This is a genomic window from Methylobacterium sp. FF17 (assembly GCF_025813715.1).
Lineage (GTDB): Bacteria > Pseudomonadota > Alphaproteobacteria > Rhizobiales > Beijerinckiaceae > Methylobacterium > Methylobacterium flocculans.
The window spans coordinates 3520588-3538456 of sequence record NZ_CP107532.1 but is presented as its reverse complement, the minus strand read 5'-3'; the positions used below and the strand labels follow the sequence as shown (position 1 = coordinate 3538456).

The 17869-nt window shown below is 68.3% G+C and carries 16 protein-coding genes; 14 read left to right on the top strand and 2 right to left on the bottom strand.

What is annotated here, in order from left to right; genetic code table 11:
* Positions 1–15 precede the first annotated feature (15 nt).
* A complete protein-coding gene (locus OF380_RS16695) occupies positions 16–2013 on the bottom strand; it encodes a 4Fe-4S binding protein (RefSeq protein ID WP_264045882.1) in 1998 nt (665 codons plus the stop codon).
* Between the two features lie 292 nt (positions 2014–2305).
* Here OF380_RS16695 and OF380_RS16690 point away from each other — a divergent pair, with 292 nt between their 5' ends.
* The 13 genes from OF380_RS16690 to lexA all read left to right on the top strand — a co-directional run bounded on the left by OF380_RS16690 (position 2306) and on the right by lexA (position 13976).
* Complete coding sequence (locus OF380_RS16690; RefSeq protein WP_264045881.1) at positions 2306–3061, top strand: biotin/lipoate--protein ligase family protein; 756 nt, start codon at positions 2306–2308, stop codon at positions 3059–3061.
* Positions 3058–3627, top strand: a complete 570-nt coding sequence (locus OF380_RS16685; protein WP_264045879.1) for a DUF6505 family protein — start codon at positions 3058–3060, stop codon at positions 3625–3627. The genes OF380_RS16690 and OF380_RS16685 overlap by 4 nt, the downstream gene beginning before the upstream one ends.
* Positions 3628–3663: 36 nt before the next feature.
* Positions 3664–4674, top strand: coding sequence for a DUF6352 family protein (locus OF380_RS16680; protein WP_264045877.1), 1011 nt, complete (start codon positions 3664–3666; stop codon positions 4672–4674).
* 50 nt (positions 4675–4724) lie between these two features.
* The gene (locus OF380_RS16675; protein ID WP_264045876.1) at positions 4725–5225 is read left to right on the top strand and encodes a DUF3305 domain-containing protein; all 501 of its coding nucleotides are present in this window, start codon (positions 4725–4727) and stop codon (positions 5223–5225) included.
* Positions 5222–5884 (top strand): DUF3306 domain-containing protein, encoded by a 663-nt coding sequence (locus OF380_RS16670; protein WP_264045874.1) that lies wholly within the window; start codon positions 5222–5224, stop codon positions 5882–5884. The genes OF380_RS16675 and OF380_RS16670 overlap by 4 nt, the downstream gene beginning before the upstream one ends.
* Positions 5885–6071: 187 nt before the next feature.
* Complete coding sequence (locus tag OF380_RS16665) at positions 6072–6656, top strand: TorD/DmsD family molecular chaperone (protein ID WP_264051357.1); 585 nt, start codon at positions 6072–6074, stop codon at positions 6654–6656.
* 70 nt (positions 6657–6726) lie between these two features.
* The gene (locus OF380_RS16660) at positions 6727–6972 is read left to right on the top strand and encodes a formate dehydrogenase (RefSeq protein WP_264045872.1); all 246 of its coding nucleotides are present in this window, start codon (positions 6727–6729) and stop codon (positions 6970–6972) included.
* A 7-nt stretch (positions 6973–6979) separates the two neighbouring features.
* Complete coding sequence (locus tag OF380_RS16655; RefSeq protein WP_264045870.1) at positions 6980–9922, top strand: formate dehydrogenase subunit alpha; 2943 nt, start codon at positions 6980–6982, stop codon at positions 9920–9922.
* A 16-nt stretch (positions 9923–9938) separates the two neighbouring features.
* Positions 9939–10535 (top strand): formate dehydrogenase FDH3 subunit beta, encoded by a 597-nt coding sequence (gene fdh3B / locus OF380_RS16650; protein ID WP_056092144.1) that lies wholly within the window; start codon positions 9939–9941, stop codon positions 10533–10535.
* Between the two features lie 74 nt (positions 10536–10609).
* Positions 10610–11653 (top strand): formate dehydrogenase subunit gamma, encoded by a 1044-nt coding sequence (locus tag OF380_RS16645; protein ID WP_264045865.1) that lies wholly within the window; start codon positions 10610–10612, stop codon positions 11651–11653.
* Positions 11654–11691: 38 nt separating this feature from the next.
* Positions 11692–11931, top strand: a complete 240-nt coding sequence (locus OF380_RS16640) for a hypothetical protein (protein WP_264045863.1) — start codon at positions 11692–11694, stop codon at positions 11929–11931.
* A gap of 69 nt (positions 11932–12000) precedes the next feature.
* The gene (locus tag OF380_RS16635) at positions 12001–12570 is read left to right on the top strand and encodes a hypothetical protein (RefSeq protein WP_264045861.1); all 570 of its coding nucleotides are present in this window, start codon (positions 12001–12003) and stop codon (positions 12568–12570) included.
* A 653-nt stretch (positions 12571–13223) separates the two neighbouring features.
* Positions 13224–13976: a transcriptional repressor LexA gene (gene lexA / locus OF380_RS16630; RefSeq protein WP_264045859.1), complete on the top strand. Its 753-nt coding sequence runs from the start codon at positions 13224–13226 to the stop codon at positions 13974–13976.
* Here lexA and OF380_RS16625 read toward each other — a convergent pair.
* A complete protein-coding gene (locus OF380_RS16625) occupies positions 13970–16228 on the bottom strand; it encodes a ComEC/Rec2 family competence protein (RefSeq protein ID WP_264045858.1) in 2259 nt (752 codons plus the stop codon). The two genes, lexA and OF380_RS16625, sit on opposite strands and share 7 nt — an antisense overlap.
* Before the next feature lie 144 nt (positions 16229–16372).
* Here OF380_RS16625 and gltX point away from each other — a divergent pair, with 144 nt between their 5' ends.
* Complete coding sequence (gene gltX / locus OF380_RS16620) at positions 16373–17797, top strand: glutamate--tRNA ligase (protein ID WP_264045856.1); 1425 nt, start codon at positions 16373–16375, stop codon at positions 17795–17797.
* Positions 17798–17869 lie beyond the last annotated feature (72 nt).

Genomic DNA, 17869 nt, shown 5'->3' with positions numbered 1-17869 from the left:
GCCGCCCACCGAACGCTAATTCGCCTCGCCGCGTGCCGCGCGCTCGCGGAAGTAATCCTCCGTAGTGCGCGGCTTGTCGCGCTCGGCGCCCGCATGCGGATCAAAGCCCTGGTTCACCGCCACCTCGACCCGGCAATCCTCGCACATCATCAGGGCCTGGACCCGGGCCTCTCCGGCCTCACCGGAGAACATCCAGTGCCGGTCACGCAGTTTCTCGACCACGCGCTCGATGGTGCTGCGGGTCCCGAAGGGCTTGGCGCAGGTGAGGCAGGCGAAGGGCTCCTCCTCCTTGACGATCCGGCGCGGCGCCTTCCAGGCCTCGAAGTCGACGCCCGGCATCAGGTCGATCACGTTCTCCGGACAGGTGTTGGCGCAGAGGCCGCACTGGACGCAGAGGCTTTCCTCGAAGCCGAGGAGCGGTCGTTCCGCGCTGTCCGAGAGGGCGTTGGTCGGGCAGGCGCCGACGCAAGACAGGCAGAGGGTGCAATCCTCCGTGCGGAAGGTCAGGCCGCCGAAGGGGGCTCCGGCACCGAGCTCGATGCGCGGCGTCGGCTGCGGCGCGGCTTCGTGCATCTCGTTGAAGGCGAAGCGCAGCACTTCGCGTTTGCCGCCCACCGGCATGAAGCGGGCCGGCATCGGTGCCGCTGTTCCGGGCACGAAGCCGGCGAGCGCCGCGCCGAGGGCGTCCGGATCGTCGGTCTCGATGAGCGACACCACCGGGGCTCCCGTTGGAGCGCCGTAGCCGAGGCCGCGCGCCAGGGTCTCGGCGAGTTCGACGACGCGCCGCAGGCTCTCGAGATCGTGCTTCGGCCGGGCGCGAGCGAGGATCCGCACGCCCACGGCGCCGTAGGCGAAGAGGGCCGCGAACGTCTCGGGCCCGAGTTGCGTCACCTCGTTGACCCGCACCGGCAGGACATTCGCGGGCAGGCCGTCGCCGTGGCGGGCCAGCGCGTCGATCAGCGGTTCGCCGTGGTCGCCGTCATGGAACAGGATCGTGGCCGCGCGGCCGCCCGCCGCGCCGTAGGCGAGCATCAGGGTGCGCAGGCGCCGCATCAGCGCATCGGCCGGAGGCAGCGAGTAGGCGGCGGCCCCGGTGGGGCAGACCGAGGCGCAGTTGCCGCAGCCCGCGCAGATATAGGGATCGATCGCCACCGTATCGCCGGCGGGCGCGATCGCGCCGGTGGGGCAGACCTCGAGGCAGCGGGTGCAGCCTGTGATGCGCGAGCGGGAATGCGCGCAGAGATCGGCGTGGAAATCCACGAAGCGCGTCTTGTCGAAGGTGCCGACGAGGTGGGAGGCCTCCCCGATCACGCGCTCGACGGCGGCCGGATCGCGCGGGTCAGCGCGCAGGTAGCCGAGGCGGACGTCGTGAGCTGGAAACAGCGCCGTCCCGCCGGTGAGGTCCACGAGGATGTCGCAGGTGGAGGTCGCGCCGTTCCGTCCGGCCCCGAATTCGAGGCGCGAGCGGGACGATGGGGCCGCCAGGGCGTAATCGTCGATGCGCAGGGCGAACGCCCCGAGCCGTCCCTTCGCCCCCGCGATGGTCCCCTTCACCACGGGGAAATCGGCGCGCTGCGGCGGCTCGACATCTTCGGGCCGGGACAGCAGGACCGTGACGTCGAGATGCTCGGCGAGACGCCGGCCCGCCTCGATGGCGCTGGCGTCGCGCCCGTAGATCAGGGCCACGCCCTGGCTCTCGATCGCCACCGTGCCGGCATCCGGCAGCGGCTCGGCGCACGCGGCAAGCAGGGCCGCGATCTTCGGACCGGCGCTCACCGCCTCCGACGACCACCCGGCGGTTTCGCGGATCTTCGCGTAGGCCACCCGGTCCTCGGCACCGAATTCCGCCGCCACCTCGTCGAAGAGGGGCGCTTGCAGGGTGCAGGACACGGTGATGGGGGCCGACGTGCCCAGCGCCTCGCGGAAGCGGTCGAGTTCCCGGCCACAGAGCTGATCGGCGGTCCTCACGCCACCGCCGCACCCGCGCCCGATGGTATCGGCGTCGAGCGGCATCGTTTTCTCGCAGGAACAGGCGAACACGATACGGTCGGACACGAGAAGACCTTGCGCGGGAGGGGACGGATGGGGCGAGGCGCGTGGGCCCTTCGCAGCATCCTTTGTATCTTATATACTCGAAACGTTCGAAACTGCGATCCGACACACGGGCGCAGCGGCACCGCGTCCGACGCGGACCTGGTCCGATGCCGATCTTGCCGCGCCGGGCCGTCCTTGTCTCGGCGCCTCGCGACGGGCATCTGCGCCCTGGCAGGCCGGCCACGACCTTCTCACGATGATGAACGCTTCCATGACCGCGATCGCCGCCGACCCGGCCGCCAAGGCCCTTCCATTGCCCCTGGCTTTGCCCCCCGCCTTCACGAGCCTGGTGCTCGCGCCGCCCGCCGATGCCTTCGCCGAGGCCGTTGCGCTGGCAAGGCGCGACGGGGCCGAGGCGGCGGGCACTCTGGTGCTGGTGGAACGGGCGGATGTCATCGACTGCGCGGTGGTGCTGGCGCCGGACGAGCCCCTCGTCTCCGCGCGGCGGGCCTTCCTCGCGGGGATGACGGCCCTCGCCGATGCCGTCGGCGCGCATGGCCCTCCCGAGATGCCTCTCACCTTCATCTGGCCCGACGTGCTGATGTTCGACGGCGCCCGCCTCGGCGGCGGACGCCTCATCTGGCCGGAGGATTGCGTCGAGGTCGATACGCCGGACTGGCTGGTCTTCTCCTGCATGCTGATCGCTTCGAAGGCGGATGCGGGCGATCCCGGCCTGACTCCGGACTCGACGGCCCTCGACGAAGAGGGATTCCCGTCCGGTATCCGGCCGCTTCTCGTCGAGAGTTTCGCCCGCAATCTGATTCGGGCCTTCGACGTCTGGGCGGAGGACGGCTTCGAGGCGGTCGCGGGTCGCTACCTCGCCCACCTGCCCACGCCGCCGGGCGTACCCGTGCGGATCGACAGCGACGGTGACGTGATCCTCGGCGGGAGCGAGCGCTGGCCCCTCGCCGCCCTGCTGCGCGCGCCCGCTTGGCTCAGTCCGGAGACCGGAGCGGTGCGGCTGTGAGCGCCTTGCGGCTGCCGCGCACCCTGCGCCTCGATCCCTCGGACACCTTCGTCTTCGCGCATCCGGCCGAGCCCGGCGAATGGGCGGTGACGGGTTCGTTCCTGTTCTGGGACCAGGATCTCGATGCGCTGGAGGGCAAGTCCCGCGCCGCCTTCCGGTCCGGCTTCGTCGGCGTCACCTCGCTCGGCTTCTCCACCCTCGTGGTCGTGAGCGAGGCGACCGAGGCCGAGCGCGACGCGGCCGTGGAGGATCTCGCCCGGCATCTCCACGAGCGACTGGGCGCCCCGGACCGCGACGCGGCACGGGCGGCAGCCCGCGAGGAGGTCGAGTTCGCCGCCTCGCTCTGCAATCTGGCCGTGGGCAGCGTGGTCGCGATGCACAGGACCGCCCGGAACGGCGAGATCGCGGAAGCCTTCCGGACCCTGCACCAGCGCGAGGCGGGTCTTCCCGGGGCCGACCGTCTGCATGCCCATGCCCGCGCCTTTCACTTCGTGGAGACCGACGAGGCGGAGCCCGAGGAACGGGCCGACCTCATCGGCCTCGCCCGCAATCCTTCAGGAACCTGAGCCCATGCGCAGCCCGACCTCCCGGAACCCGGCACGATGACCGAGTTCTGGGTTTCCAGCGGCCACCATCTCACGCAGCGCACCGAGGGCGGCGGCCTGCGCGTCACCGACGAGCTGATCCTTGCCTATCTGGCACGGCCCGAGCTCGTTCCTCCGGACGAGGCCTGTGCCGCCGAACGGGCCCTCCATGCCGACCTGCTGGCGCAGCCGCGCCGCATCGTGCCGCCGGAGGCTGTCGCGGCGCTCGCGGATGCGGATGCCCGCGAGAACTGGGAGGTCCTGCTCGCGTTCCGGGACCGGCTCCTGGCCTCTCGCTCCATCGAGGCGGCTTATCTCGATCTGGTGCGGCGCGGGCTGCAGGGTACGCCGTCGCTGTTCCTGAACCAGCTCGTCCACCTCATCCTGCGCAACGCGCTCGACGGGTGCGACGACCCCTTCGTATTGCGGGCGGCCGAACTGTTCTTCCGGCCCCAGCGCGTGAGCCGACAGGACGGCGCCGTCCTCCTCGCCGATTCCGAGGTCATCGAGGCGCGCGAGGGCGGCGCACCGCTCTCGCCCCTCGTGGCGATGCTCGGCAAGGAGGCGGCGAACGAACTCGACGTCCTCAATCCGGAGAATGCCTGGAGCTATTGGAGCCGGTCGGATGCCTTCTCCATGGCGCTGAACCTCGGTTCCAGCGCCCGCAGCCGCGAAGGACTGGCGCGCGTCATCGAGGCCTTCGTCGGGCATCTGCTGAACCTGCGCGTCCGCGTCGAACCGCTGGAGCGGCTGGAGGATACCGATTGGCGCTGGTTCGTCGGCCTCGATGCCGAGGCGACCCGCATCGGCAACGCCCTCTGGCGCGGCGAAACCGTCGAGGCCGCCGACCAGGCACGCGTGATCGCGATCTTCAGCCTCACCTTCGCGGATGCGGCCTTCGTGGATCCGGCCGTCGGCGACAGGCACGTCTACCTGCTGCTGGCCGCCACCGCTGCCAACCTCGTGGCGATGAAACCGCAGAACCTGATCGCCGGCCTGCCCCTGAGGGGCGTCCCGTCCGGCTCCTGATACCGGAACGGCGCGCTGGCGCGTTGACCCCGCGCGTGAAGGAAAAAGCGATGCCCGAGAACCATTTCGAGGTCGGCGTCCTGGTGGCACGGCGGCGCCTGCGCGGTCCCTGGGCGAGCCATGCCTGGATGCCGGTCGCGGCGCTGCCGGCAGCGCCACCGGTGGCGGACTGGACCAAGCTTTCCGAAAACGAGGACGAGACGGTGTTCTACGCCGGCGCCTTCGACGTGTCCCTGCATCCGGCCGAGACTTCGCATTATCGCGACAACCTCGTCTCAGGCCGGCCCTCGCTGTGGATCGCGCTGCGCAAGCTCGGCGAGGATGAATACGAGGTCGCTGCGGTGACGGCCGATCCCTACGAGGGTGAATCCATGGCTGAGGGTATCGGCGAAATCGTCGAGGCCGTGCCGATGCCACCCGAGTCGCAGGCCGTGCTGCTGGCCTTCTTCGAAGCCTTCCACGTCGAGCGCCGGTTCGAGAAGCGCAAGCGCGACCGCGCCGATCCGGAAGCCCTGGCGCGCGGCGGACAGCGCAAGGGACGCGCGGAATGAGCGATGGTATCCTCTCGCGCTGGGCCCGACGCAAACAGGCGGTGCGCGCCGCTGAGCGCGCTGCCCGCGTTCCAGCGCAGCCGCCCGTCGATCAAGACTCACCCCTCGGCGCGCCGAACTCCGAGGAAGGCTCTCGCGAGGCAGTCTCGCCCGAGGAGGCCGACGCCCTGGCCGAAGCGATCGCGCGATTGCCGCGCCTCGAGGATCTGACGGCTGATATGGACCTGACGCCCTTCCTGCGTGCTGGCATCCCCTCCGTCCTGCGCAACGCCGCGCTTCGGCGGATGTGGTCTGTGGACCCGTCCGTCCGGGACTTCGTGAGCGAGGCACGGGAATACGCCTACGACTGGAACGTCCCGGGCGGTGTTCCGGGCCTCGGGCCGATGCTTCCGACGGACGATATCGGGGCGATGGTCCAGCGCATCATGACCGGGCATGCGCCGATACCGGAGCAGACCGAGACGGATACGGATGTGGTCGAACCGGAACTCGGGTCCGATGCCCTCGCCGGAACAGATGACCCGGCCGGCGAGCCCGAGCCGACGATCGCGCACGCGGAAACGCCCCCGCTTATTCCTGCACCCGAACCGGAGCAGACATATCAATCGCCCACAATTGTCTCGCGCCTGCGACGCCATGGCGGAGCGATGCCCGGGTAATCACGGGAAACGCGATTGCGCGCAAAGGAAAGCCTTTTTATCATGGATCCAAACTAGGCGGGTCCGTAAGAGATCGGACATCGAACGATCCAGATCGGGGAGAGGAATGCGTTCCGTTGCGCCGTTTTCAGAGCCTTCGGCGGGTGGCGGCGCCGGCCTGTCTGCATCCATCAACCTGAACCCCCCGATGACCTTGGCCGTGGACGACGTCGATCAGCTTCGCGCACAGCAATACGATCTTCTGGCCGTTCTGCTCGGTCGCCCGCCCGGGGGCGATCTGCTTTCGGCTATAGCAGCGCTGAAGGGCGGTGACAGTGTGCTCGGGCGGGAAGTCGCGGCCCTCGGTAAGGCGGCCATGACCACGTCGCCGGATGCGGTGGAACGCGAATATTTCGAGCTCTTTGTGGGGGTCGGACGCGGCGAGTTGCTGCCCTACGCCTCCTACTACCTCACCGGTTTCTTGAACGAACGACCCCTCGCTCGCGTCCGCGAGGACTTCGCAGTCCTCGGCATCGAGCGGGACGAGGCCATGACCGAACCGGAGGATCACCTGGCGATTCTCCTAGATGTGATGGCGGGGCTTGCGGCCGGTCGTTTCCCGGTGGAGGGCGGGGGCGAGCGTGCCTTCTTCCTTCGGCACATCGCGCCCTGGGCAGAGCGATTCTTCGCGGATCTGGAGCGCGCCAGGGCGGCGCGGTTCTACCGCGCGGTGGGGGCACTCGGGCGTGCCTTCCTCGAGGTGGAGGCGGTCGCCTTCGCCATGGATGCCTGAACGGGCATCCGCACATTCGGGTTTGCGGCACTGGGCCGTCGAGGCCGGCGCTCTTGGAGGAACAACGACGATGGGACAGGATCAGAAAGACCAGCTCGGCCGTCGCCAGTTCTTCCGCGCGCTCGGGGGCGGCACGGTGGCGGCCGCGGTCGGCGTCGCCACCGCACCGATGACGGCCACCGAGGCCCAGGCCTACGACCCCGGCGCCGACGAGACCCGGTCGCGCTATCGCCTCAGCGACGAGGTGAAGGCGTTCTACCGGACCAACGGCTACGAAACTCTCCAGAACAGCACCAACGCCGCCGGGAAGAAGTGAGTCTGCGATGCTGACCAAGCGCAAGAGCGGCGAGGCGAGCCGCACCAAGCACCAGGCCGTTGCCGCCGGCCTCGCCGCCGGAGTGCTCGACCGACGCGGCTTCCTGAAGAAGTCCGGCCTCACCGCCGGTGCCCTGGCGGCGGCCGGGACGATCCAGCTCGGCGCGGTTCGTCAGGCGCGCGCCGCCGGCTCCTCGGCGGTCGGACCCGATGTCCAGATCAAGCGCAACGTCTGCACGCACTGCTCGGTCGGCTGCACGGTGACCGCCGAAGTGGTGAACGGCGTCTGGGTCGGCCAGGAGCCGTCCTATGCCAGCCCGATCAACCGGGGCACGCACTGCGCCAAGGGCGCCGCCATCCGTGAGCTCGTCTCCTCGGATCGCCGCCTCAAGTACCCGATGAAGCTCGTCGGCGGACAGTGGCAGCGCGTGTCCTGGGAGCAGGCCATCGAGGAGATCGGTGACAAGCTCGGCGCCATCCGCGAGAAGAACGGGGCCGATTCTGTCTACTGGCTCGGCTCGGCCAAATTCACCAACGAGGCCGCCTACCTGATGCGCAAGTTCGGCGCCTTCTGGGGCACGAACTCAGTCGATCACCAGGCGCGCATCTGCCACTCGACCACGGTGGCGGGCGTTGCCAACACCTGGGGCTACGGCGCCCAGACCAACTCCTACAACGACATCCGCAACGCCAAGACGATGATCATCCTCGGCGGCAACCCCGCCGAGGCGCATCCGATCTCCATGCAGCACGTGCTGTCGGGCAAGGAGATCAACCGCGCGAACATGATCGTCATCGATCCGCGCTTCACCCGGACGGCGGCGCATGCCACCGAGTACGTCCGCATCCGCTCCGGCACCGACATTCCGGTGGTCTGGGGCATCCTCTGGCACGTCTTCCAGAACGGCTGGGAGGACAAGGAGTTCATCGCGCAGCGCGTCTACGCGATGGACGACGTCCGCAAGGAAGTCGCCAAGTGGACTCCGGAAGAGGTCGAGCGCGTCTCCGGCGTACCCGGCGAGCAGCTGCGCCGCGTGGCCGAGAAGTTCGCCAAGGAGAAGCCCGCGACTCTGATCTGGTGCATGGGCGCGACCCAGCACACGGTCGGCACCGCCAACGTGCGCGCGCTCTGCATCCTGTGTCTCGCCACCGGTAACGTTGGGAAGCCGGGAACGGGCGCCAACATCTTCCGTGGCCACACCAACGTTCAGGGCGCCACCGATCTCGGCCTCGATGTCACTTCGCTGCCGCTCTATTACGGCCTCGTCGAGGGTGGCTGGCGCCACTGGGCACGCGTCTGGGACGTGCCCTACGAGTGGCTGCAGTCGCGCTTCGACGAGGTTCCCGCAGCGGCGGGGCGCAAGGCCCGCTCGCGCAAGGAGAATATGGAGGCCCCCGGCATCACCTCGACGCGCTGGTTCGACGCCGTGAACCTGCCGCCGGAGCAGATCGACCAGCGCAGCCCGATCAAGGCCTTCATGGTGTTCGGCCACGGCGGAAACACCGTGACCCGCCTGCCCGAGGCCATCGAGGGCATGAACAAGCTCGAGCTTCTAGTGGTTGCGGATCCGCATCCCACCACCTTCGCGGCGCTCGATGCCCGGCAGGACAACACCTACCTCCTGCCGATCTGCACCTCCCTGGAGATGGAGGGCTCGCGCACGGCCTCGAACCGCTCGATCCAGTGGGGCGAGCAGATCGTGAAGCCGGCCTTCGAGTCGAAGAACGACTACGAGGTGCTCTACCTCCTGGCCAAGAAGCTCGGCTTTGCCGAGACGCTGTTCAAGAACATCAAGGTCGAGAACAACGTCCCCTCGGCGGAGGATCTGCTGCGCGAGATCAACCGCGGCGGCTGGTCGACGGGCTATTGCGGCCAGAGCCCGGAGCGTCTGAAGGCGCATATGCGCAACCAGGCGAAGTTCGACCTGATCACGCTTCGCGCCCCGAAGGACGATCCGGAGGTCGGCGGTGACTATTACGGCCTGCCCTGGCCGTGTTGGGGCAAGCCGGAACTGCGCCATCCGGGCACGGCGATCCTCTACAACACCTCCCTGCACGTGAAGGACGGCGGCAGCACCTTCCGGGCGCGGTTCGGCACGGAGCGCAACGGCCAGACCCTGCTCGCCGAGGACAGCTTCACCAAGGACTCCGATCTCACGGACGGCTATCCGGAATTCACCTTCGGCGTGTTCAAGAAGCTCGGCTGGGATAAGGACCTCACGGCGGACGAACTCGCGACGATCCTCAAGATCGGCGGCGACAAGCCCGACACCGTGAGCTGGGCCACCGATCTGTCGGGCGGCATCCAGCGGGTCTGCCTCGACCACGGCGTGATCCCGTTCGGCAACGGCAAGGCGCGGGCGAATGCATGGAACCTGCCCGATCCCGTGCCGGTGCACCGCGAGCCGATCTACTCGCCCCGCCCCGACCTCGTGGCCAAGTACCCGACCCGGCCCGACGAGCGTCAGTTCCGCATGCCGAATATCGGCTTCTCGGTTCAGAAGGCGGCCGTCGAGCGCAACGTGGCGCGCGACTTCCCCATCATCCTGACCTCCGGCCGTCTCGTGGAATACGAGGGCGGCGGCGAGGAGACCCGCTCGAACCCGTGGCTCGCCGAGCTGCAGCAGGACATGTTCGTCGAGATCAACACCGGCGATGCCGCCGAGCGCGGCATCAAGGACGGGTCCTGGGTCTGGGTCACGGGCGCTGAGAACAGCTCCAAGGCCAAGATGAAGGCGCTGGTCACCGACCGTGTCGGCAAGGGCGTCGCGTTCATGCCCTTCCACTTCTCGGGATGGTACGAGGGCAAGGACATGCGCGACTTCTACCCGAAGGGCACCGACCCGGTGGTCCTCGGTGAGAGTTCGAACTCGGTGACCACCTACGGCTTCGACCCTGTGACGGGCATGCAGGAGACGAAGTGTACCCTGTGCCAGATCAAGGCCGCGTGAGAGGAGCGCATCCACTATGGCCCGTATGAAGTTCCTCTGTGACGCTGACCGTTGCATCGAGTGCAACGCCTGCGTCACCGCGTGCAAGAACGAGCACGAGGTGCCCTGGGGCATCAACCGCCGTCGCGTGGTGACGCTGAACGACGGAAAGCCGGGCGAGCGCTCGGTCTCCATGGCGTGCATGCATTGCACCGACGCGCCCTGCGCCGCCGTGTGTCCGGTGAACTGCTTCTACACCACGGCGGATGCGGTGGTGCTGCACTCCAAGGACATCTGCATCGGCTGCGGCTACTGCTTCTACGCCTGCCCGTTCGGTGCGCCCCAGTACCCGCGCGTCGGGAACTTCGGTTCGCGCGGCAAGATGGACAAGTGCACCTACTGCTCCGGCGGCCCGGAGCCGGACCTCTCGGTGGCGGAGTACGAGAAGTACGGCTCGAACCGCCTTGCCGAGGGCAAGCTCCCCCTCTGCGCGGAGATGTGCTCGACCAAGGCGCTGCTGGCCGGTGACGGCGAGATGATCGCTGAGATCTACAAGCAGCGCGTGGTCAAGCGCGGCTACGGCTCCGGAGCCTGGGGCTGGAAGACGGCCTATCGCGAGACCGTGGCGATCTGATCGCCACGACACCGATCCTGGGATCGCCGGCTCACGGCGATCCCGAGACGACACGCCACTCGAAAGGAACGCCGATGCGGCGGGCAGTCACGCTACTCAGCACCCTCGTCCTCGCCACGACGCTCCTGGCCGCTCCGGCGGCGTTCGAGCCCGCGCGGGCGCAGAACCCGCAGCAGCAGGACGGGCTGAACCCGATGGGTGCCAAGCCCACGGCCGACTCCGTCAACGAGGAATTCCTGTTCAAGCAGGGTTCCAAGATCCAGGGCCGCATCAGCATTCCGGACGGCAAGGCGGCGAACCTGATCCAGCCGCAGGGCCGCGAGTACCAGTCGTTCCGCGAGGGCTACCTGCCCTGGATCGGTGCGGCCTTCATCCTCGGAATGATCGCCGCGCTCGGCGGGTTCTTCCTCTGGCGCGGACGCATCCTCACCGACGACACCCAGGAATCCGGCCGGAAGATCCTGCGGTTCAATGCCTTCGAGCGCTTCACCCACTGGATGACGGCCGTCTGCTTCATCATCCTCTCGCTGTCCGGCCTGAACTACATCTTCGGCAAGCGCCTGCTGATGCCCCTGATCGGACCCGAGGCGTTCGGCGCCATCGCCCAATGGGCCAAGTACAGCCACGTCTATCTCGCCTGGCCGTTCATGTTCGGTGTGGTGATGATGTTCGTGGTCTGGATCAAGGACAACATCCCGAACCGCATCGATTGGGCCTGGATCAAGGCGGGCGGCGGCTTCATCGGCAAGAAGCACCCCCACGCGGCCCGCTTCAACGCCGGCCAGAAGGGCGTGTTCTGGATGGTCGCGGGCTTCGGTGCCGCCATGGGCGTCACCGGCCTGATGATGCTGTTCCCGTTCGCGCTCCTCGACATCAACGGCATGCAGGTGATGCAGGTCATTCACTCGCTGATCGGCATCGTGTTCATCGCCGGCATCCTGGCGCACATCTACATCGGCACGCTCGGCATGAAGGGCGCCTACGATGCCATGGGCAGCGGCGAGGTCGATCTTGCCTGGGCGCGCGCCCACCACGACCTCTGGGTCGAGCAGGAGCAGGCGAAGACCGCGAGCGGCCCGCAATTGGGTCGGGGTCGCCACCCCGCTCCCGCTGAATAATCTGCCAGGCCGCTCGGGCGGCGACGAGGATTACGACCATGAAAGCCTTCATCGTCGCCGTGATTGCCGCCATCGGCCTCGGCGTCCTGGCCATGTACGCCCTGACCAGCAATCAGACGTTCGCCTACCAGGCCTTCGCGACCACGGGGGCACGGGTGTCGGAGCCTGGCACCAACCTCGTCGGCGAGAAGTGGACCGGCGATCCGAACACCAACGACACCGGTGAATCGGCGCACGGCAAGGCGACCGGTGAACCCTCGCATCCGAAGCGCTCCTGAAACCCGAACGACGTCCCGTGCACCGCACGGGTACGGCCGCGCAACGAGTCCGGAACCAGGGGACCGAGCATGATCCACCGCCTCTCCATCGCCGCGCTCCTCTTGTCGACGAGCCTCTCCGTGCAAACGGCGTCCGCGCAGGATGCGGCGCCCGCCCGCGGCCCGGCGAACCTGTGCCAGGAACTCGTGGCCTTCGTGAAGAAGCCGGAGGAGAAGAAGCAGGAAGCCGCGACGCCGGCATCGCAATCGACCGCCGTCTCGAACGCCTCCGGCAAGAGTGACGGTCAACCTTCGTCGTCCGGTGGGCCGACGCAGCAGAGTTCCGGGCTAAGCGGGCCGACCAAGCCGGAGACCCAGGCTCCGACGGCCGACGCGCGTCCCGGGACAAGCGATGGCAAGGCCACGTTGGCGCATGCCAATGCTGCCGCGAAGAGCCCGCCCGCCCCGGCCGCGTCCGCCCCGAGCCCGAAGCCGGATGAAGCGGTCATCAGCCGGATCGAAACGGCTGCCGCCTCGAACGATCAGGTGGCCTGCCGCGCCGCCGCACGCACCATGCGCGTCGCCGGTGTCGTCATGACCCCGGCCCTTCTGGCTCTGGCCGCCCTCGATCCGAAATTCTACGGTGCCGAGCAGCCCTGAGGCGTTGGTCCGGTCCAAGCCGATCTGCGCAACCGACGGCGACGTCGCTGCTGCGCAAGGCATCAGGCGCGTCGGCTGTGCGGACCATTGGGCTTCCTGTGGCGGGATCCCCCTCGCAGGCCGCGAAGGTTCTTCCCGTGGAGCTGCTGAAGGTTAGGCTGCGGTACTCGCGATTTCGCGCGCCGCTTTACAGCTTCGATGATGTCACTGATCCACGGGGCAGCTGACGGGCAGCCGACCTCGATCGTCTCTACTTAATACGTCGAGTTTCTCACACCGTGATCCGCTTGGCCGCCGGATCGCGAGCTTTGTGAAGCACCACACTTCCGCTGCCTTCTCGCCTCGACGCTGAACCTGGTGTGAATCTCGCTCCGTTTCACCCCGTTCCAGGGGCGATGATCGCGATGGTCTTCCCGCAATTCTGTTGCGCCGCCGTGTGTCCCCTGCCACGGGCGGTTCCTTGGGGACCCTCGCCGGAACGATAGCTCCGCCGCCATTGATCCGCCTAAGGCCGGCGCGCCCTGCTCCGATAGACGCAAGTTTCGGCGTCATATGGGAACTCTTGCAGAACACTTGCGGAACGTTTAACGTGTTCGTGGTTTGTTTCTGCGGTCGCACGCCGCAGCCCACGGCTCCAACGAAGAGTGTTCCGCATGTTGACGCGTAAGCAACTGGATTTGCTCCAGTTCATCCAGCACCGGATGCGCGAGAGCGGCGTTCCTCCCTCCTTCGACGAAATGAAGGATGCGCTGGATCTCAAGTCGAAGTCCGGCATCCATCGCCTGATCACAGCGCTCGAGGAGCGCGGCTTCCTGCGCAGGCTGCCGAACCGGGCCCGGGCCATCGAAGTAATTCGTATGCCGGAGAGCTTGAGCGGCGACGCTGTCGGCGGACGCAGCAGCGTTCCATCGGAGCCGCGTCGGTTTACTCCGAGCGTGGTCGAGGGCGGCAAGGGCAAGGCTCCCCCGGCGGGCGCGTCGGTGTCCCGTCTGCCGACCACGCAGGCGATGGATGAGAGCGGCCGGGCGGTCACGATTCCCGTCATGGGTCGGATCGCGGCCGGTACGCCCATCGCCGCCATTCAGGAGCAGAGTCACTCGGTGACGATGTCTCCGGATTTCCTCGCCGGTGGCGAGCATTACGCCCTCGAGGTGCGGGGCGATTCGATGGTCGATGCGGGCATCCTGGACGGTGACCTCGTGGTCATCCGCAAGCAGGACACGGCGAATACCGGCGACATCATCGTGGCGCTGATCGACGACGAGGAAGCGACCCTGAAGCGCCTGCGCCGCCGGGGTTCGTCCATCGCGCTGGAGGCGGCCAATCCCGCCTATGAAACCCGTGTGCTCGGGCCGGATCGTGTGCAGATCCAGGGACGGTTGGTCAGTCTCGTTCGACGCTACTGAGCCTCGTCGTCGGGTCCGGCGTCGGCGTCCTCCGCGTTCGGCGTGTTCGATCCGGATTTCGTGGGCAGGCTGGGCGTGGTGGGCTCTGAGACGGCCACCGGGGGTGTGCTTGACGTGCGCCACGGCACCGTTTCGCCGGGACGACGTGCCGTCGTCACGATGGGCCCGTCACGGGTCAGTCTGATCGCTGTCGCCCCGTGGGTCTTGAGGAAGGCACGGTCGACGATCACTTTGGCCGCGCAACCGGGCGGAGCCTCCCGTTGCGTGATCAGGATGTCGGCCCTGGCGCAATCCTCGGGCAGCGCTCGCTTGTCGGTCGCAAGTGCGATTGTGCGCCCGTCGCTCATCTGCAGGGTACAGCCCAGACGGTCGCAACGCGCGGCCGGAGATGCCTTGATGTCCGCTGCTTTTCTGCCGTCGCCATCCGCCTTGAGCCATTGTTCGAGCACGAAGGCCGGGGGGCGACCGAGCATCGCGAGGCGCCCGGTTCGGTCGCGGATCGCCGCGCCGGCGCCATCACGGTCGATATAGAGGTCGTACCGGTCAGGCCGGACTGCGAGGCCGATGCCGACGATGGCCGGGATCAGACCGAGCCAGCGCAGGGACGACGCTGGCAGGGTGAGCATGACGACGGCGCAGGCGAGCAGAGCCAGTGCGCCGGTGCCGTATGCGGGTACGACGTAGGTCGCATGTCCGAACTCGGCAATCCAAGTCGAGATCGTGAGCATCCCCCGCACTGCCAGCCCCATCGCCCACCAGACCGGCTGATCGAGGGCGAAGGGATAGGCCAGGATTCCGAGCACGGCGGCGGGCATCACCGCCAGGGAGACCAGCGGCAGGGTCAGGGCATTTCCCACGAGGCCGAAGGGCTGCACCGTCTGAAAATGGTAGGTCGCGAAGGGCGCCGTAGCGATCTGTGCCACCAGGGTGGTGGCCAGCGTTCCGACAATGGCGGCGAGCAGCCATCCGACGGCGCGGGCGAAACGACCTGCGCCGTCGCGCCGGAACGCATGGCCGCCGAGCAGCGGCGCACAGGCGATGAGGCCGGCGACGGCTCCGAACGACATCTGGAAGCTCGGCCCCAGGACACCTTCCGGCTCCCGCGTGAGGGCGATCAGCGCCGCCAGAGCGAGGTTGCGCATGCTCAGGGCGGGGCGGTCCACCAAAATGGCGCCCAGCATCACCAGCGTCATGATGAGGGAACGTTCGGCGGCGATATCCCACCCTGAGAAGACGCAGTAGGCCGTCACGCCGAGCATCGCGCAGGCGGCAGCGATCTTCTTGATCGGCCAGTGCAATGCGAGGAACGGCACCAGGGCGAGGATGGCGCGGACCAGCCAGAAGACCACGCCGGCCGCCAGCACCATGTGGAGCCCGGAGATCGAAACCACGTGATAGATGCCCGCCGCCCGCAGGACATCGTTGGTCGCGCCGCTGATGAGGCCGCGCTTTCCGGTGACCAGGGCGGCCGCCACGGCCCCGGCCTGACCGCCATTGGCATCGGTGATGCGCCGCGTAAGCGCGTTGCGAGCCGCATCGATCGTCGATGCGAGGCGGGCCTGCCATGGCACCGTATCGTGCGGTGGCAGGACTTCGATCTTGCCGACGAGTGACCCGACCGCGCCGATTCCGCGAAAGAACGCATCGCGTGCGAAGTCGTAGCCGCCGGGCCGCGCGGCTTCCGGGGGTGGGAGGAGCCGCGCGGTGGCGGAGATCCGATCTCCCGGCTTGAGGATCATGGCCTTGCGGTAGGAGACCCGCACCCGGGTCGGTCGCGTCTCCGGCCCGAGCGTGCCGAAGCCCTCTACCCGTACGATCAGGCGTGCACCCTCGTCGCGCTCGTCCAGCCCTTCGATCGTCCCAGTCAGGGGCGCGATCGTCGTTCGCGACAGGATCGGGCCGGCCACGCGCTGCACCCGGAGCGTCGCTGCCGCGAAGCCAAGGAACGCAGCGATGGCTGCAAGCACCAGGGCCATGGCCATCGGCCGGGTCGCCAGGAAGGGCGTGAGACCGGCGAGGCCGGCAGCGGCGACGAGGGGCGCGGCCAGAGCGGGCTGGCCCTGCGTCTCCGTGAAGAACACCAGGATGCCGAGGGCGAAGGCGACGGCGAGCCAGGGGAACAGGCGGCGCTGCTCGATTTCGCGGGTCCAGCCGGCTTCCAGCCAGGCACGGACAGGCTCAACCCACGGCCGGCGCACGGCGGCCAAGCGGGCGAACCGCTCCGCCACCGCCGCCTTCCGCGCCTGCGCCATCGCCGCGACCTCCGAGCCGCGCCCCGAGAGCGGCGTGGGACGATACGTTTTCTTAACGCCCCGCGTCGCGCATGCTACACGCGCGTTCCCGGGCCGGTCGATCCGCCTCCCGCCCGTTCCAACAGCCACTTCAAGTCAAGATTGATGTCGTCAGCCGTCGTCACGCGCTTTGCCCCCTCGCCTACGGGCTACCTGCACATCGGCGGGGCCCGCACGGCCCTGTTCAACTGGCTCTACGCCCGTCGCTTCGGCGGCCGCATGCTGCTGCGCATCGAGGATACCGATCGCGAGCGCTCCACGCAGGGCGCGATCGATGCGATCCTCGACGGGATGCGCTGGCTCGGCCTCGATTGGGACGGGGACGTGATCTACCAGTACGCCCGTGCGGACCGGCACCGCGAGGTGGCCGAGAGCCTGCTCGCCTCCGGCAATGCCTACCGCTGCTACGCCACCCCGGAAGAACTCACGGCGATGCGCGAGACGGCGCGCGCCGAGGGGCGCCCCCTGCGTTACGACGGGCGCTGGCGCGACCGCGATCCCTCCGAGGCGCCGGCCGGCGTCAAGCCGGTGATTCGCCTGCGGGCGCCGACGGAGGGCGAAACGGTGGTGGAGGACGGGGTACAGGGCCGGGTCGTCTGGCAGAACAAGGACCTCGACGACCTCGTCCTGCTGCGCTCGGACGGCAACCCGACCTACATGCTCGCCGTCGTCGTGGACGATCACGACATGGGTGTCACCCAGGTGATTCGCGGTGACGATCATCTGACCAACGCCGCACGCCAGCGCCAGATCTTCGATGCCCTCGGCTGGGCGGCCCCTGCCATGGCGCATATCCCGCTCATCCATGGCGCCGACGGCGCGAAACTCTCGAAGCGCCACGGGGCTCTGGGCGTCGATGCCTACCGCGACCTCGGCTACCTGCCGGCGGCCCTGCGCAACTACCTCGTTCGCCTCGGCTGGAGCCACGGCGACCAGGAGGTGTTCTCCACCGATGAGATGATCGCGGCCTTCGACCTGAAGGCCATTGGCCGATCACCCGCGCGCTTCGATTTCGCCAAACTCGAGAACCTGAACGGCCTCTACATCCGGGGGGCGGCGGATGCCGACCTCGTCCGGGCCATCGAGGACGTGCTGCCGGCACTGGGCCCGTCCCGAGGCATCGCGGTGCCGCTCTCGGAGGAACTTCGCGACAAGCTCACCGCGGCGATGCCCGGGCTCAAGGAGCGCGCCAAGACCCTCGTCGAACTCCTCGACAGCGCCTACTACCTCACGGCCTCGCGTCCCTTGGTGCCGGACGAGAAAGCAAAGGGGCTGCTCGGCGACGAGGCCCGCGCTCGCCTCGCCGCTCTGCTCCCCGCCCTGGAGGCGCTGCCGGACTGGAGTGCGGCTACCACGGAAGGGGCCGTCCGCTCCTTCGCGGAGGCGAACGCACTCAAACTCGGACAGATCGCGCAGCCGCTCAGAGCGGCGCTCACCGGCCGTGCGACCTCCCCGCCCGTCTTCGACGTGATGGCGGTGCTGGGGCGCGAGGAATGCCTGTCCCGCCTGCAGGACCAAGCCGGCATCTGACGGTTGCATCCGGGGTCGTCGGCGCCAGCATCACGCAAAGAAGGGCTGACAAATCGGTCTGGATTTCGCTTG

Excerpts from the sequence above, each read along its gene's own strand:
- OF380_RS16695 (WP_264045882.1), bottom strand. The coding sequence starts at position 2,013 with ATGCCGCTCGACGCCGATACCATCGGGCGCGGGTGCGGCGGTGGCGTG.
- OF380_RS16690 (WP_264045881.1), top strand. The coding sequence starts at position 2,306 with ATGACCGCGATCGCCGCCGACCCGGCCGCCAAGGCCCTTCCATTGCCC.
- OF380_RS16680 (WP_264045877.1), top strand. The coding sequence starts at position 3,664 with ATGACCGAGTTCTGGGTTTCCAGCGGCCACCATCTCACGCAGCGCACC.
- OF380_RS16675 (WP_264045876.1), top strand. The coding sequence starts at position 4,725 with ATGCCCGAGAACCATTTCGAGGTCGGCGTCCTGGTGGCACGGCGGCGC.
- OF380_RS16670 (WP_264045874.1), top strand. The coding sequence starts at position 5,222 with ATGAGCGATGGTATCCTCTCGCGCTGGGCCCGACGCAAACAGGCGGTG.
- OF380_RS16665 (WP_264051357.1), top strand. The coding sequence starts at position 6,072 with ATGACCTTGGCCGTGGACGACGTCGATCAGCTTCGCGCACAGCAATAC.
- OF380_RS16660 (WP_264045872.1), top strand. The coding sequence starts at position 6,727 with ATGGGACAGGATCAGAAAGACCAGCTCGGCCGTCGCCAGTTCTTCCGC.
- OF380_RS16655 (WP_264045870.1), top strand. The coding sequence starts at position 6,980 with ATGCTGACCAAGCGCAAGAGCGGCGAGGCGAGCCGCACCAAGCACCAG.
- fdh3B (WP_056092144.1), top strand. The coding sequence starts at position 9,939 with ATGGCCCGTATGAAGTTCCTCTGTGACGCTGACCGTTGCATCGAGTGC.
- OF380_RS16645 (WP_264045865.1), top strand. The coding sequence starts at position 10,610 with ATGCGGCGGGCAGTCACGCTACTCAGCACCCTCGTCCTCGCCACGACG.
- OF380_RS16640 (WP_264045863.1), top strand. The coding sequence starts at position 11,692 with ATGAAAGCCTTCATCGTCGCCGTGATTGCCGCCATCGGCCTCGGCGTC.
- OF380_RS16635 (WP_264045861.1), top strand. The coding sequence starts at position 12,001 with ATGATCCACCGCCTCTCCATCGCCGCGCTCCTCTTGTCGACGAGCCTC.
- lexA (WP_264045859.1), top strand. The coding sequence starts at position 13,224 with ATGTTGACGCGTAAGCAACTGGATTTGCTCCAGTTCATCCAGCACCGG.
- OF380_RS16625 (WP_264045858.1), bottom strand. The coding sequence starts at position 16,228 with ATGGCGCAGGCGCGGAAGGCGGCGGTGGCGGAGCGGTTCGCCCGCTTG.
- gltX (WP_264045856.1), top strand. The coding sequence starts at position 16,373 with ATGTCGTCAGCCGTCGTCACGCGCTTTGCCCCCTCGCCTACGGGCTAC.